Origin of the sequence: Stenotrophomonas sp. SMYL89 (genome assembly GCF_036319985.1) — a bacterium.
Classification (GTDB): Bacteria; Pseudomonadota; Gammaproteobacteria; order Xanthomonadales; family Xanthomonadaceae; genus Stenotrophomonas; species Stenotrophomonas maltophilia_Q.
The window spans coordinates 211,777-225,232 of the sequence record NZ_JAWIRW010000006.1 but is presented as its reverse complement, the minus strand read 5'-3'; the positions used below and the strand labels follow the sequence as shown (position 1 = coordinate 225,232).

Genomic DNA, 13,456 nt, shown 5'->3' with positions numbered 1-13,456 from the left:
AGTAAATAGTCTATTTTGGACTAATCCAATACGGACTCTAGCGTGCGGTGACCCGCCTGTCACCGCACGATGGCCCAATCGACCCACAATCCCGACTACCAGCTACTGCTGGCCGTCCTGAAGACGGCCCGCAAGCGAGTCGGCATGTCGCAGGTCGAGCTGGCCTCGCGCCTGGGCAACACGCAGACGTTCGTGTCGAAGTGCGAGCGCGGGGAGCGTCGGATCGACGCCGTGGAGCTGGTCGAGTTCGCCGAGGCGCTCGGCGTGGAGCCGCTCGGGCTGCTGGGCGAGTACCTGGAACAGCGCGCGGCCAGGCTGTACCCGAGGTCCAGGAAGAGCAGCGCGAAGGGGCGCTGATCGCGGGGATGGTGCCGCTTGTCCGATTCGAACGGACGACCTACTGATTACAAATCAGTTGCTCTACCAACTGAGCTAAAGCGGCGATGTCGTACTTCTCTTGCTCAAACCGTGTTCGGCCTGCCCCGCAGTTTACGCGCTGGCGGGCCTAAAGCCTTGCCGCGCTTAGCCTTCCGGCCTGCCGCCACAACAACCGCGTCCGAGTTACAAGACAGTTGCTCTACCAACTGAGCTAAAGCGGCATGGGTGCATCACCGGCGGCAGCGCCGCGGTCCGGGGATTCTAGCGCAACCTTGCGCATTCCAGCGACCGGCTCTGTGCCGCGCCGCTGCGCTGCTGGGCCTGGGCCGGCTGCGTGCCCGCCGCCAGCTGCCCCTCCAGCCACCACTGGCCGGCGTCGCCGCTGGCCACCAGGCGCGGCTGGAAGCCGGCAGCCTGCACGGCAGCCATGCGCCGCTCGGCGCCTTCGCGGTTGCGATACTGGCCCAGCGCCACGGCGTTGATGTCCTCGCCCTGGCTGATGATGTAGTAGTCGCTCAGGCCGGCGGCGACGATGCGCTTGACCGTGGCCTGGGCCTCTTCGCGGTTGGCGCCGGCCGGCAGCATCACCCGGTAGCGGGCGCTGCCGCTGGCGGCAGGCTGTTCGCGCAGGCGTACCTGACTGATGACGTTGCCGGCCTTGCCCTGCGCGCTGGTGGCGGCGGCGCGGTCAGCAAACGGCCCCAGTGCGACACAGCGCGGCGGCTCGGCGGCGGCAGGCGGGGGCGCGGGCTTTTCCGGCGCCAGGGTCGGGGTCGGGGTCGGGGTCGGCGCGGGCGGCGTCACCGGCTTGGCAGCTGCGGCAACCGACGTGGCCTCAGGCTTGGCCGGCACGGCCGGCGCAGGCGTCGCTGCCACAGCGGTCTTCTCGGCCGGTTCCCGTTCTATCAGCGGCGCGGTCGGCGCGGCGGCCGTGGCTTCGGCAGCGGCGGTGGCATCCACGCCACCGGGCACCCAGCGCAGCTCGGCCACGCCGGGCGCTTGCGGCGGCGGCGCAGGCTTCTGCGGCGCATCGCGCAGCAGCCACCAGCAGGCGACGCCAAGATTGAGGATGGCCAGTACGACGATCAGGGCACGGGTCAGCATGCGCGGATACTAGCCTGCGGGCTGGTGCACCGCCCAGCGGGCGAGGCCATCCAGCACCAGCGACGGGTGGTAGTCGGCGCCGGGCAGCAGCGGCATCAGCGCCGGTGCGCCGCCGCCGTGCACCAGCAGCGACGGTGCCACGCCCAGCAGCGCGTCCGCCTGCTGTGCGCTGCGTTCGATCAGCGCCACGGCCGCACCATCGCAGCCGGAGGCCAGCGCGTCGGCGGTGTCGTTGGCGAATTCGCTGTAATCACCGCCCGTGGCCGGCAGCTGCACCGCGCGGGCATGCAGTGCTTCGCGCATGGTGGTGGGCGATGCGGAAATGCGGCCACCGTGGTGCTGGCCGTCGGCGTCGAGCAGATCAATCGTCAGTGCGGTGCCCACGCCCACCACCAGCACCGGGCGCTGCGCCTTGGCCGCGGCCAGCAGGGCCAGGAAGCGATCGACACCGAACTTTTCCGGCTTGGCATAGGCAATGCGCACGCCGGCGCATTCGGCGCTGGTGCGCACCACGTGCACGTGTTCAAAGCGGCGCTGCAGCTGGTCCAGCATGGCGCTGGTCAGCGACGGCGCGGCCACGCTGGCCACGAACGCGGTGCGGCCGCTGGGCAGGCTGTGCGGCGGCTGCCCGGCCATGCCTTCGGCGCCATGCGCCCAGGCCTGCACGTCGCCTGCACGGTCACCCTGCAACGGCGCGAACTTGAAGCGCGAGTTGCCGAGGTCGAACAACCAATCGCTCATGCCGCCCTCACGCTGACTTCGCCGGCGTGCAGCAGGCGCTCCTGGCCATCGATGCGCACGCGCAGTGCGCCGTCATCGGCCAGGCCGAGCGCGGTACCGTGCTGCCACTGTCCTTCCAGCTCCACGCGTACTTCGCGGCCGGCCAGCATGTCGAAGGCGGCGTAGCGTGGCAGGAAGGGCGCCAGCCCTTCGCGGTCGAATTCTTCCAGTGCCGGCAGCAGGCGCGCGAGTACGGCGGCGACCACGACGTTGCGATCCACCGGCTTGCCGGCCAACGTGTCCAGATCCACCCATGGCTGGGTGATCTGCTCGGCAAACGACGGCGGCATGTGCGTGTTGATGCCGATGCCGATCACCGCCCGCGCCGGGCCGGCGTATTCGCCACCGCCCTCGGCCAGCAGGCCGACCAGCTTGCGACGGCCATCAACGATCAGGTCATTCGGCCACTTCAGCTGTGCCTGGGTGTAGCCCAGGTCGTGCATCGCCTCGGCCACGGCGATGCCGGCCACCAGGCTCAGCCCGGCCAGGCGACCCAGGCCACCGGAGTACAGGCGCAGCACCGACAGATAGACGTGCGCTGCCAGTGGCGAGGCCCAGGTGCGGCCGCGGCGACCCCGGCCACCGGTCTGGCGTTCGGCCAGCAGAACGCTCACCCCGCGCTGGGGCGCGCTGCAACGCAGCAATTCGGCATTGGTCGAGTCCACTGTCCAGGCCACCTGCAGGTCATGCAGCAGGGCCTGCGCGTCGGCGGGGAGGCCGGCGCGGATCGTGGCCGGGTCCAGCAGATCGACCGGCCGGGTCAGGCCATAGCCCTCGCCAGCACGGCCCTCGATGTCTACACCGGCGGCTCTAAGTCCTTGAATACGCTTCCAAATGGCCGCCCGGGTCTGGCCCAGCTCACGGGCCAGGGCGTCGCCGGAGAGGCGACCGGCAGCGAGTTTGGCCAGCAATTGGCGGTCGTCCACGGCAGCTTCCACGAAGTCAGGAAGGAATTATGCGGGAAAGCCGCCAACGACGCCCGCCACGCTGGGTTCCGCGAGGGCTTCCAACGGGGCGCCGGGTTCGGGCTAGAATCGGGAACTCACCTTCCCTTAACGTGGATGTCGTCAATGCGCCGTTATGCCCATTGCCTGATCCTGCTGACGATGCCCTTCGCGGCGTCTGCGACGGCAGCGCTGGACGACAGCCGCGGGGCCTGCGTGTCCTCCAACGGCGATGCCGCCTCGCAGCGCGCACCGACCGCGACCGCTTCGGCCGCCACCACCAAGCCGGCGCCGGTCCGCCCGGCGGCCAACACCAGCACGGGCGGCGGTGGCAGCGACGACGACGTGCTGCAGCGCATCCGTGCCCCGAAGTGGCACAGCTACCTGCCGGGAATGTTCCGCTGATCAAGTCGTTGCTGCAGTGGCTGCGGCCTGCACCGCGGCCGATCGACGATGCACTGTGGGATGAGGCCTGCCGCCGCGCGGCCTGGCTGCACGGCCTGGACGACGAACGCCGCGCACGCCTGCGCGTGCTGGCCACCCGCTTCCTGCACGAGAAGACCATCACCCCGATCGGCGATCTGCAGCTGCACGCCGGCGATGGCGTGCTGCTGGCCGCGCTGTGCTGCCTGCCGCTGCTGGAATTCGGCGAGGTGGGGCTGGAAGGCTGGTCGCAGCTGGTGGTCTACCCCGATGCGTTCCGGGTGCACCGCAGCCACATGGATGCGGCCGGCGTGCTGCACGAATGGGATGACGAGCTGATCGGCGAGTCGTGGGACAGCGGCCCGTTGATCCTGTCCTGGGCCGACGTGCAGGCCGAGCTGGCCGCGCCGCACGAGGGTTACTGCGTGGCGGTGCACGAGATGGTGCACAAGCTGGACGCGCTGGATGGCGCGATGGATGGCACGCCGCCGCTGCCGCGCGAATGGCAGCGCGAATGGGCGCGCATTTTCCAGCGTGCCTACGATGCGTTCTGTGCGCAGGTGGACGCGGGCGAAGAAACGTTGATCGACCCGTACGCGGCCGAAGCACCGGAAGAGTTCTTCGCGGTGGCCAGCGAGTACCACTTCTCGGCACCGGATGTGCTGCAGCAGGCGCTGCCGGAGGTGGCGGCGCAGCTGCGGCAGTTGTATGGCGAGCCGCCGAAGATGGTGGGGTGATTCACGGGTCCGCCGGGCATGGCCCGGCGACGTGGATCACGGCCCCGGCGGCAGGCGCACTTCGAAGCGGGCCCCACCCAGTTCGCCGGAACGGCCAACGGCCAGCTCGCCGCGGTAATCCTTGATCAGGTCCTGCACGATCGACAGGCCGATGCCGTGGCCCTGCACGCGCTCGTCGCCACGCACGCCACGCTGCAGCACCTTGCCGATGTCGTCCGGGGCGATACCCGGGCCATCGTCGTCCACCGCCAGCAGCAGGCCCGCGCGGCGCGCGTTCGGGGCCGGCAGCGGCTGCGCGGTCAGCAGTACGCGGCGGTTGGCCCACTTGAAGGCATTTTCCAGCAGGTTGCCAAGCAGCTCCTGCAGGTCGCCCGGTTCGCCGTGGAAGCGCGCGGCCGGGTCGATGTCGAACTCGCACAGCACGCCCTTGGAGGCGTAGACCTTTTCCAGGCCACGTACGATTTCCTCGGCGTTGGACTCGATCGGCAGCGGTGCGGAGAACAGCTTGTGGCCCGATGACGCAGCACGTGCCAGCTGGTACGAAACCAGGTTGTTCATGCGCTGCAGCTGCACGTCCAGTTCCTCGCGCAGCGCGCCATCGCCGGCACCGCTGTCCATCTGCGTGCGCAGCACGGCGATGGGCGTCTTCAGGCTGTGCGCCAGGTCGGCCAGGGTATTGCGCTGGCGCTCGAGGTTCTCGCGCTCGCTTTCAATGAAGGCGTTGATGCTGTCGGTCAGCGGCTCCAGCTCGCGCGGGTGGCGCTCGCTCATGCGCTCGGTCTCGCCGCGCTGCACCTTGGTCAGCTCGGTGATCACCCGCCGCAGCGGGCGCAGGCTCCACTGCAGGATGACGGTCTGCAGCAGCAGCAGGATCAGGCCGATGCCGCCCAGGTAGAACCAGACACGGCCACGGAACACCCGCAGCTGCGCGCCCAGTGCGCGCGAGTCTTCCATCACGTAGATGGTGTACGGGAATTCGGTGGCCGGGTCGGCGTCGGCGTCCCACACCAGGCCCAGGCCATAGCGGTACACCGAGCCTTGGCTGCCGTCGATCTGGATCATCGGCAGCGGGCCTTCGAACACTTCCTGGCGCGGCGCCAGCAGGCCGCCGCCGACGGTGGGCAGCATCGGGCCTTCGGCGGACATCGAATTGCCCTTGCCGTGCGGCATCACCACCTGCAGGTACAGGCCGCTGCCGGGCACGTCGAAGCGCGAGTCCGGCGGCTGCTCGCGGATGTACAGCGAGCGGTCGCGGGTGAAGTCGATGCCGGCCGCGTAGGCGGTGGCGTAGTTCTTCAGGCGCTCACGCAGGTTCGCCTTCGCCGTATCGGCGAAGGCGGCGTCGAGCGCGTAACCGGCCAGCGCCAGGAACGCGACCAGGCCCACGGACGCGGCAAGCATCTGGCGCGCCTGCAGTGAGCGCGGCCGCCAGCGTCGGAAGAACCACAGACGGCCGGACATCATGGTCTCGCCAGGCGGAGCCGGCTCAGCCCTCGTTGCGCGGGATCGCGAAACGGTAGCCGCGACCGCGCACGGTCTCGATCGGCTTCAGTTCGCCATCCGGGTCCAGCTTCTTGCGCAGGCGGCCGATGAACACTTCCAGCACGTTCGAGTCGCGGTCGAAGTCCTGCTGGTAGATGTGCTCGGTGAGGTCGGCCTTGGAGACCAGTTCACCGGCGTGCATCATCAGGTACTCCAGCACCTTGTACTCGTAGCTGGTGAGGTCGACATTGCTGCCGGCCACGCTGACGGTCTGCGCAGCCAGGTCCAGGGCGACCGGTCCGCATTCCAGGGTCGGCTTGCTCCAGCCGGCGGCGCGGCGCAGCAGCGCGTTGACGCGGGCCAGCAGCTCTTCGACGTGGAACGGCTTGACCAGGTAGTCGTCGGCGCCCTGCTTCAGGCCCTCGACCTTGTCCTGCCAGCTCGAACGCGCGGTCAGGATCAGCACCGGAAACTTCTTGCCTTCGTCACGCAGGGCCTTGATCAGCTCCATGCCCGACATCTTGGGCAGGCCGAGGTCGATGATGCCGACATCGAACGGAACTTCGCGCCCCATGTAGAGGCCTTCCTCGCCGTCCTGCGCAGCATCGACGGCAAAGCCTTCGCGCTTGAGCCGGGCTGCCAGGGTCTCACGCAGCGGGGCTTCGTCTTCGACCAGAAGGATACGCATGAACTCTCCCTAGTGTCCTGGGTGTGGCCCGGAGGCCTGTGGGGTACGGGTTGATAGCGACAACTATCCCTGTTCAGGGGTTATCGCCGCGTAGTGATGACATATCCGACCGCGGCGTGCGCGGCTGTGAACGCGACGGGGCGGGGTCGTCCATGTAGCGGACACGGCCCCGGTCGTCCATGTACTTCACCCGGTTGATGTCACGACCATCGAACGGCACGCGCTCGGCGCCGAGGATGTGGCCGCCGGTGGTGCGCTGCACGCGGCGCACGGCATCGGACAGCGAACGCTCGTCGCCACGGTTGCCACGCTCGCCCCGCTCCATCATCTCCGCCCGCCCCTGGTCGCCGCGCGGCGGCTGCTGCGCCAGCGCCGAAGACAGCGGCACAGCCGACAGCACCACGCAGGTGGCGAAGGCAATGCGGCGATGGAAGGGAGCGGAAGACATCGATGCGATCCTAGCCGAGCTCGGCGATTCGTTCAAAAGTCGTAAATCCGGGAGCCGGGTTCGGGACCCGGCGCTTTACAATTCCTTTGCAAATTCTTGGTTTGGGGCAGTGAATCCGGTCTGAACTTTTCCGGCCCCGCCCCTGCGTTGTTCAGCTAAGTGAACATTCGGGACGAATCGGCGCCCCTTGTCAAGCCAGGAGTGTGACCGCGCTCACGCCGCGGCACGATCCGCGTCGCGTTCGGTGACGGCCAGCGCCTGCTCGACCAGGGTCCAATCGGCGCCAGGGCGGTGTGCGCCCTCGCTCAGCACCTGGCGGAACGCGCGGCCACCGGGTTGGCCGTGGAACAGGCCGAGCAGGTGGCGGGTGATGTGCTTCAGCGCCAGGCCTTCGCCCAACCGTGCTTCCACATAGGGGCGCAGCGCGCGCAGCAGATCGCCACGGGCCTGCAGCGGGGCGCCGGTGTGCAGCGCCTCCAGCTGATGCAGCAGGTAAGGGTCGTGGTAAGCCGCGCGGCCCAGCATCACGCCGTCGACGTGCGCGGCCTGCGCCTGCACCGCCTCGATGCTGGCCAGGCCGCCGTTGATCACCACCGGCAGTGCCGGGCGCTCCTGCTTGAGGCGGTAGGCCCAGTCGTACTTCAGCGGCGGAACCTCGCGGTTCTCCTTCGGCGACAGGCCCTTGAGCCAGGCATTGCGCGCATGCACCACCACCATGCTGGCACCGGCGGCGACCTGGCGGTCGACGAAGGCGGCGAACACGTCGTAGTCGTTGTCCTCGTCCACGCCCAGGCGGCACTTCACCGTCACCGGGATGTCGACCGCATCGACCATGGCCGCCACGCACTCGGCCACCAGCACCGGCTCACGCATCAGGCAGGCGCCAAAACGCCCGGCCTGCACGCGGTCGGATGGGCAGCCGCAGTTGAGGTTGACCTCGTCGTAACCCCACTCGGCGGCGATGCGCGCAGCCTGCGCCAGCAAGGCCGGATCGCTGCCGCCCAGCTGCAGCGCCAGCGGCTGTTCGCTGGCATCGAAGCCGAGCAGGCGCTCGCGATCGCCGTGGATGACCGCGTTGGCGTGCACCATTTCCGTGTACAGGCGTGCGCCCGGCGCCAGCACGCGATGGAACACGCGGCAATGGCGATCGGTCCAGTCCATCATCGGGGCAACGGACAGGCGCAGGGAATCGGCGTAACGGGCGGTGGCGGACGTCATCGGGGTGTTGATCGTGGAAACTGGCATTGCCAGTGAGATCAATAGTTTACACCGGGTGGCTGAATGGCGGCGGGTGGCGCCGGGATACCGCTTCGGCGCCCCGGCCCGAGGGCCGTCCGCACGCCGGGCGGCGCCCACCCGCAATGACGGGCAACCGGTCACAGTTGTCGCGATTCGTTGACGACGACGAAATATTGACGCCGTTATAGTCCAGCGCTCGCAATGGATTGGACGTGTGGAGCAGATGATGCAGCACAAGCGTTTGAGCAGGACCCTGGCCACCGCGCTGGCCGTCGCCACCCTGGCCATCGGCACGGCAACCGCAGCACCGGCGGCCACCGGGCTGAGCCCGACCTTCACCACCTGCCGTGACAAGGCGCAGGGTGCGGTCGAGCAGGCCGCCTGCCTGACCTCGGAAAGCGCGCGCCAGGACCAGCGCCTGAACCAGGCCTACCGCCAGTTGCAGGCAAAGCTGAGTGGCGCGAAGAAGACCAAGCTGGTGAATGCCCAGCGTGCGTGGCTGCAGTCGCGCAGCCGCGATGGTGAACTGGATGCCGCGCTCTACGACGATTCGCAGCCCGGCAACCTGCAGGGCGAGCTGAACGATGTGATGCGCCTGAGCGCGCGCGCCGACCAGCTGCAGAAGTATCTCCAGCTGCTGGACTGACCCATGAGGGGCAGACCCTCTGACTGCACAAGGATGTAAGACATGCCAACCAACATCGATACCCACGATCTCGATGCCACCTCCGGCGCCGTGTATTTCGCCGTCGGCCGTGGCACCGAAGGTGGCCCCGCCTCCTACCATCTGGCCATCGCCGGCATCACCCAGGGCGTGACCGAACCGCACTGGGGCACGGTGAACAAAGTCGCGCAGAACAGCGGTTACAGCCTGGGCGCGATCCAGGTCGACTTCGGCCAGCGTGGCGAATGGGCACTGGGCGCCATCGACGGCCACGCACTGAAGGCGGGTGAGACGACCTATGTCGACGCCGTGATCGATCAGGCCAGCAGCTATGCCAAGGCGCACAACCTGCCCTTCACCCAGGACCACGCCGACCTGCGCCGCGACCTGCTCAGCCACGGCAATGGCCTGAGCGGGCGCAGCTCGATCCAGTTCATCGATACCAGCACACGCGACAGCATCAACGCCTGGGCCGGTTCGGCCGAGGGCAAGCAGTGGATCCACGCCAACATCGACTACCCGCAGGTGCGCAACGCCACCCGGATCGGCATGACGATGGTGGACGCGCACGGCAGCGGCATCGCCGAGGAAAACCGCTTCGAAGCGATCAGCCTGATCGCCAAGACCGCCAACCAGTTGCCCAGCCAGCTGCCCAAGCTGCAGAAGGTGCTGGAAGAAGGCGGTGACTACGAGGCGCTGCGCGCCAAGGCCGGGCAGATCCGCGAAACCTACCAGTACTTCGATGCGCCCAAGGCCGGCGACATCGCCGTGCGCTATGAGGACGCGTATGCCAACAACAAGGACGCAATGGACCGCGCCCATGCCAAGGTCAGCAGCCGCGACTACTCGCCTGCCGGTGAGCACAACGACGCCGATATCCAGGTGGCGCTGGGCCAGATCGGCGCACCGCGCCAGCAGGCCGGTTCGCAGACGTTGAAGGAAGGGTCCAGCGGCCGTGACGTGCTGAAGCTGGAAAGCAACCTGGTCACGCTGGGCCATGCCAGTGCTGACGGCCAGCAGACGCTGAATCCGGACCGGCGCTTCGATGCCACTACCCGCAAGGCGGTGGAAGACTTCCAGCGCGCACACAATCTGGACCCGGTGGACGGCAAGGCCGGCCCGGCCACGCTGGCCGCGATCGACCGCGACGCGCGCGAACTGCAGGGCAACCTGGCCGCGCTGGGGCTGACCGATGCCAAGGGCCAGGCCATCGGCAGCGACGGCTATCTGGGCGGCGGCAGCCGCCACGCGATCAACACCTTCCAGCAGCAGCATGGCCTGCCTGCGACTGGCATCGCCGATGCGGAAACCCGCCAGGCGCTGGCCAATGAAGTGCGGCAGCGTGCGCAGGGACAGGGCAACACCCCGGAACAGCAGGCAGCGGCCGAGCCAGCGCGCGAGACGGTGTACCCGATGTCCGACCCGCGCAGCCCACAGAACTGGCTGTACACCGAAACCCTGGTGCAGGTGAAGTTCGCCGAGGAAGCGCGTGGCCTGCCCTCCGGCGAGCACAGCGAGAAGCTGGCCGCTGCGCTTACCGTGGAAGCTGCGCGCGCCGGCCTGTACCGGGTTGATCGCGTTGAGCTGAACCAGGATGGCTCGATGGCGCGCGCGGTGCAGGCCAATGCACTGCACGACGAAAGCGCGTTGAACCGCAATACCGCGCCGGTATCAACCGCTGACGCGATGCGCCAGAGCGTGCAGGAGAACAGCGAGCGGGCGTTGCAGGTGAGCGATCAGCAGCGCGAGCAGCAGAAGATCGACCAGCAGACCCAGCAGCACGGGCCGCGGGCCATGATGGCGTGAGGGATGCAGGCCCACGGGCCTGCTGTCGTCATTCGCGCGCTCCCACTGGTCCGCCTGAGGCAGACCAGTGGGGTCGAGCACGGTGCGTCGATGATCGTCGCGGATGCCAATTGAACCATGTATCCTTATGGATACTGTGGATGAATGGCGATTCTCCAGGCAACAGAAACATTCACGCGATGGCTGCGCGGACTCAACGACAGCAGGGCCCGCGGCGTGATCGTGGAGCGCCTGCAGCGCGTCGCCCGCGGTCTCGAGGGAGATGTTCGATCAGTGGGTCATGGCGTGAGCGAACTGCGAATCAACCATGGGCCGGGATATCGCGTGTATTTCGCGCGTCGCGGGAGATCCATCGTCGTGCTCCTGCACGGTGGCGACAAGTCGAGCCAGCGTCGCGATATCGAAAAAGCGGTCAGGCTCGCGGAGCTGCTGTAGCCACCATTTGATTCCATGCCGTTCCCAGGACTCTCCCCATGAGCAAGCTGAAGACGATTCCCTTCGACCCCGCCGACTATCTGGCTGATGACGTCGCAATCGCCACCTATCTGAGCGAGGCGTTGGCAGCAGGTGATGCGGGCCACTTCCAGGAGGCGCTCGGAACAGTGGCGCGCGCCCGCGGCATGGGCGGCGTTGCCGAGGTGTCCGGTCTTGGACGCGAGAGCCTGTACAAGGCGCTGCGCCCCGGAGCACACCCACGCTTCGATACCGTGCAACGTGTGCTGTCAGCGCTTGGGGTGCACCTGATCGTGCAGGCCGGCAAGGCCTGACCGCGACCGCTTCATTCGCCGGGCGTGGCCCGGCGCTACCCGGGCCAGGTGACCGCTTCAGTGCCCGCCGCCGCGCGCTTCCACCTGCTCGATCAATGTCTGGCAGGCCGCATTGAGGCCCACCACCGTCACCTCCGCACCATGCGCGGCCAGCTTTTCCTGCGCGCGTTCCAAGGCGGCCACGGCAGTCAGGTCCCACAGGTGGTCATCATCGATTCGAGCGGGCCGACCACGGCCAGCGTGGCCGACACCGGCAACAGGATGCGCAGCGTTTCCCAGGATGCCGGCGATGAAGGCAATGGAGAACGCGGGTTGACGCCGGCGATGAGCGAGAGGGCGATAGCCTCGGGAATCAGCGGCAGGACGACGACGATGCCGGGCAGCAGAAGGCAGCGGAGCATGGCGCCGCTCTACAATCGGGTCATGCCTACCGATCGCCCGCAGTTCTTCGACCCCGCCACCGAACAGGGCGTGCTGCGCCTGTCGATCGCCGCTTCGCTGCTGCTGGCCGCGGCGGCGGTGGTGTTCGGCCTGCTCGCCAATTCGTCATTGATCATCTTCGACGGCATCTACGGCCTGATCGACGTGGTGATGACCTGGCTGTCGCTGCTGGTGGCACGGCTTATCGCGCTGTCCACACAGACCGACGCCCTGCAATCGCGGCTCAACCAGCGCTTCACCATGGGCTTCTGGCACCTGGAACCGATCGTGCTGGGGGTCAGCGGCACGCTGATGATCGGTGCGGCACTGTATGCCCTGGTCAATGCGGTGGATGCACTGATGTCCGGGGGCCGCCACATTGCGCTGGGCCCGGCCATCGCCTTTGCCGGGCTGTCGATCGTGGGCGAAGGCGCACTGGCGTGGTTCATCCTGCGCGCCAACCGCCGCATCGGCTCGGAGTTCATCGCGCTGGATGCAAAGAACTGGGTGATCGCGGCCAGCATGTCGGCCTGCTACCTGCTGGCCTTCCTCGGCGGCGTGCTGGTGCAGGGCACCTCGTGGGCCTGGGTCGGGCCGTACATCGACCCGGCCATCCTCGCCTTCGTCTGCGTGCTGGTGATGATCGCCCCGCTCGGCACCGTACGCCGGGCGCTGGCCGGCATCCTGCTGGTGACGCCGCCGGAACTGCAGGCCCACGTGGATGCGGTGGCGCGCGGCATCGTCGCCAGGCATGGCTTCGTCGAGCACCGCAGCTACGTGGCGCAGGTGGGGCGTGGCGAGCAGATCGAGTTGTTCTTCGTGGTGCGCGAGGACGACCCGCCGCGGCCGCTGGTGGAATGGGACCAGCTGCGTGATGAGATCGGCGATGCACTGGGCGAGGCTTCGCCGGACCGCTGGCTGACCATCATGTTCACCACCGACCGCGAATGGACGATCTAGGCCCGCAGGACGATCAATCAAGTTTTTCGTACGCATTGCAACCCAACGTACGCGGAAACCGGGCAAAGTAGGCTCCAACGCAACACCCACCCACCGACCAGGAGCATCCCGATGTCCATCGAAAAGGTTCTGTACACCGCCCAGGCCACCTCCACCGGCGGCCGTGAAGGCCGTTCCGTGTCCTCCGACAACGTGCTGGACATCCAGCTGTCGACCCCGCGCGAGCTGGGCGGCGCCGGCGGCCCGGGCACCAACCCGGAGCAGCTGTTCGCCGCGGGCTACTCGGCCTGCTTCCTGGGCGCGCTGAAGTTCGTGGCCGGCCAGGCCAAGGTCGCGCTGCCGGCCGACACCACCGTCACCGGCAAGGTCGGCATCGGCCAGATCCCGACCGGCTTCGGCATCGAAGCCGAGCTGACCATCAACGTGCCGGGCGTGCCGCGCGAGCAGGTGGAAGAACTGGTGCAGAAGGCGCACATCGTCTGCCCGTACTCCAATGCCACCCGCGGCAACATCGACGTGACGTTGATCGTTGCCTGATGCAACGCGGGGTCGGCCGGGGTCGGATCCCTTTGCCAACGGCAAAGGGCTCTGACCCCAGCACAGGATCTCAGGGGTC

At 68.0% G+C, this 13,456-nt stretch carries 18 protein-coding genes and 1 tRNA gene; 9 read left to right on the top strand and 10 right to left on the bottom strand.

The genetic code is table 11. The features are described 5' to 3' along the window. Window positions 1-69: 69 nt before the first annotated feature. Complete coding sequence (locus V3B41_RS10105) at window positions 70-357, top strand: helix-turn-helix transcriptional regulator (protein WP_329860914.1); 288 nt, start codon at window positions 70-72, stop codon at window positions 355-357. A gap of 9 nt (window positions 358-366) precedes the next feature. On the opposite strand, the gene V3B41_RS10100 is transcribed toward V3B41_RS10105, so the two are convergent. The 4 genes from V3B41_RS10100 to birA form a co-directional block, all read right to left on the bottom strand. Further along, window positions 367-442 (bottom strand) — tRNA-Thr (locus tag V3B41_RS10100). A gap of 197 nt (window positions 443-639) precedes the next feature. Beyond that, window positions 640-1,482 carry an SPOR domain-containing protein gene (locus V3B41_RS10095; RefSeq protein WP_197632524.1) on the bottom strand — a complete coding sequence of 281 codons (843 nt, stop codon included), beginning with the start codon at window positions 1,480-1,482 and terminating at the stop codon, window positions 640-642. A gap of 9 nt (window positions 1,483-1,491) precedes the next feature. Next, window positions 1,492-2,223 (bottom strand): type III pantothenate kinase, encoded by a 732-nt coding sequence (locus V3B41_RS10090; protein ID WP_197632523.1) that lies wholly within the window; start codon window positions 2,221-2,223, stop codon window positions 1,492-1,494. After that, entirely contained in the window at window positions 2,220-3,188 is a 969-nt protein-coding gene (birA, locus tag V3B41_RS10085; RefSeq protein WP_329860911.1) for a bifunctional biotin--[acetyl-CoA-carboxylase] ligase/biotin operon repressor BirA, read from the bottom strand. The genes V3B41_RS10090 and birA overlap by 4 nt, the downstream gene beginning before the upstream one ends. Window positions 3,189-3,332: 144 nt before the next feature. Between birA and V3B41_RS10080 the strand changes: the two genes are divergently transcribed. Beyond that, window positions 3,333-3,611 (top strand): hypothetical protein, encoded by a 279-nt coding sequence (locus V3B41_RS10080; protein WP_005411956.1) that lies wholly within the window; start codon window positions 3,333-3,335, stop codon window positions 3,609-3,611. Next, a complete protein-coding gene (locus tag V3B41_RS10075; protein WP_329860909.1) occupies window positions 3,578-4,366 on the top strand; it encodes a M90 family metallopeptidase in 789 nt (262 codons plus the stop codon). Before V3B41_RS10080 ends, V3B41_RS10075 begins: the two co-directional genes overlap by 34 nt. Before the next feature lie 36 nt (window positions 4,367-4,402). On the opposite strand, the gene V3B41_RS10070 is transcribed toward V3B41_RS10075, so the two are convergent. The 4 genes from V3B41_RS10070 to dusA form a co-directional block, all read right to left on the bottom strand. Continuing rightward, on the bottom strand, window positions 4,403-5,827 hold the full coding sequence (locus tag V3B41_RS10070) for a sensor histidine kinase (RefSeq protein ID WP_106549921.1): 1,425 nt from the start codon (window positions 5,825-5,827) through the stop codon (window positions 4,403-4,405). A 25-nt stretch (window positions 5,828-5,852) separates the two neighbouring features. Continuing rightward, complete coding sequence (locus V3B41_RS10065; RefSeq protein WP_004136763.1) at window positions 5,853-6,536, bottom strand: response regulator transcription factor; 684 nt, start codon at window positions 6,534-6,536, stop codon at window positions 5,853-5,855. Window positions 6,537-6,609: 73 nt separating this feature from the next. Further along, a complete protein-coding gene (locus tag V3B41_RS10060) occupies window positions 6,610-6,984 on the bottom strand; it encodes a hypothetical protein (RefSeq protein ID WP_049431386.1) in 375 nt (124 codons plus the stop codon). A 213-nt stretch (window positions 6,985-7,197) separates the two neighbouring features. Further along, window positions 7,198-8,229: a tRNA dihydrouridine(20/20a) synthase DusA gene (gene dusA / locus V3B41_RS10055; protein ID WP_197619897.1), complete on the bottom strand. Its 1,032-nt coding sequence runs from the start codon at window positions 8,227-8,229 to the stop codon at window positions 7,198-7,200. Between the two features lie 220 nt (window positions 8,230-8,449). Between dusA and V3B41_RS10050 the strand changes: the two genes are divergently transcribed. The 4 genes from V3B41_RS10050 to V3B41_RS10035 all read left to right on the top strand — a co-directional run bounded on the left by V3B41_RS10050 (window position 8,450) and on the right by V3B41_RS10035 (window position 11,460). Beyond that, window positions 8,450-8,869 (top strand): lysozyme inhibitor LprI family protein, encoded by a 420-nt coding sequence (locus V3B41_RS10050; protein ID WP_219632166.1) that lies wholly within the window; start codon window positions 8,450-8,452, stop codon window positions 8,867-8,869. 42 nt (window positions 8,870-8,911) lie between these two features. Further along, a complete protein-coding gene (locus V3B41_RS10045; RefSeq protein ID WP_329860905.1) occupies window positions 8,912-10,693 on the top strand; it encodes a peptidoglycan-binding protein in 1,782 nt (593 codons plus the stop codon). A gap of 144 nt (window positions 10,694-10,837) precedes the next feature. Next, window positions 10,838-11,128 (top strand): type II toxin-antitoxin system RelE/ParE family toxin, encoded by a 291-nt coding sequence (locus tag V3B41_RS10040; protein ID WP_329860903.1) that lies wholly within the window; start codon window positions 10,838-10,840, stop codon window positions 11,126-11,128. A 38-nt stretch (window positions 11,129-11,166) separates the two neighbouring features. Further along, window positions 11,167-11,460, top strand: a complete 294-nt coding sequence (locus tag V3B41_RS10035; protein ID WP_049431370.1) for an addiction module antidote protein — start codon at window positions 11,167-11,169, stop codon at window positions 11,458-11,460. 57 nt (window positions 11,461-11,517) lie between these two features. On the opposite strand, the gene V3B41_RS10030 is transcribed toward V3B41_RS10035, so the two are convergent. Further along, complete coding sequence (locus V3B41_RS10030) at window positions 11,518-11,643, bottom strand: hypothetical protein (protein ID WP_295550089.1); 126 nt, start codon at window positions 11,641-11,643, stop codon at window positions 11,518-11,520. A gap of 5 nt (window positions 11,644-11,648) precedes the next feature. After that, on the bottom strand, window positions 11,649-11,861 hold the full coding sequence (locus V3B41_RS10025) for a hypothetical protein (RefSeq protein WP_049431367.1): 213 nt from the start codon (window positions 11,859-11,861) through the stop codon (window positions 11,649-11,651). A gap of 22 nt (window positions 11,862-11,883) precedes the next feature. On the opposite strand from V3B41_RS10025, the gene V3B41_RS10020 reads away from it, so the two are divergent. Next, on the top strand, window positions 11,884-12,840 hold the full coding sequence (locus V3B41_RS10020) for a cation transporter (RefSeq protein WP_238378670.1): 957 nt from the start codon (window positions 11,884-11,886) through the stop codon (window positions 12,838-12,840). A gap of 111 nt (window positions 12,841-12,951) precedes the next feature. After that, window positions 12,952-13,377 (top strand): organic hydroperoxide resistance protein, encoded by a 426-nt coding sequence (locus V3B41_RS10015; protein ID WP_004153735.1) that lies wholly within the window; start codon window positions 12,952-12,954, stop codon window positions 13,375-13,377. Window positions 13,378-13,456: the final 79 nt, after the last annotated feature.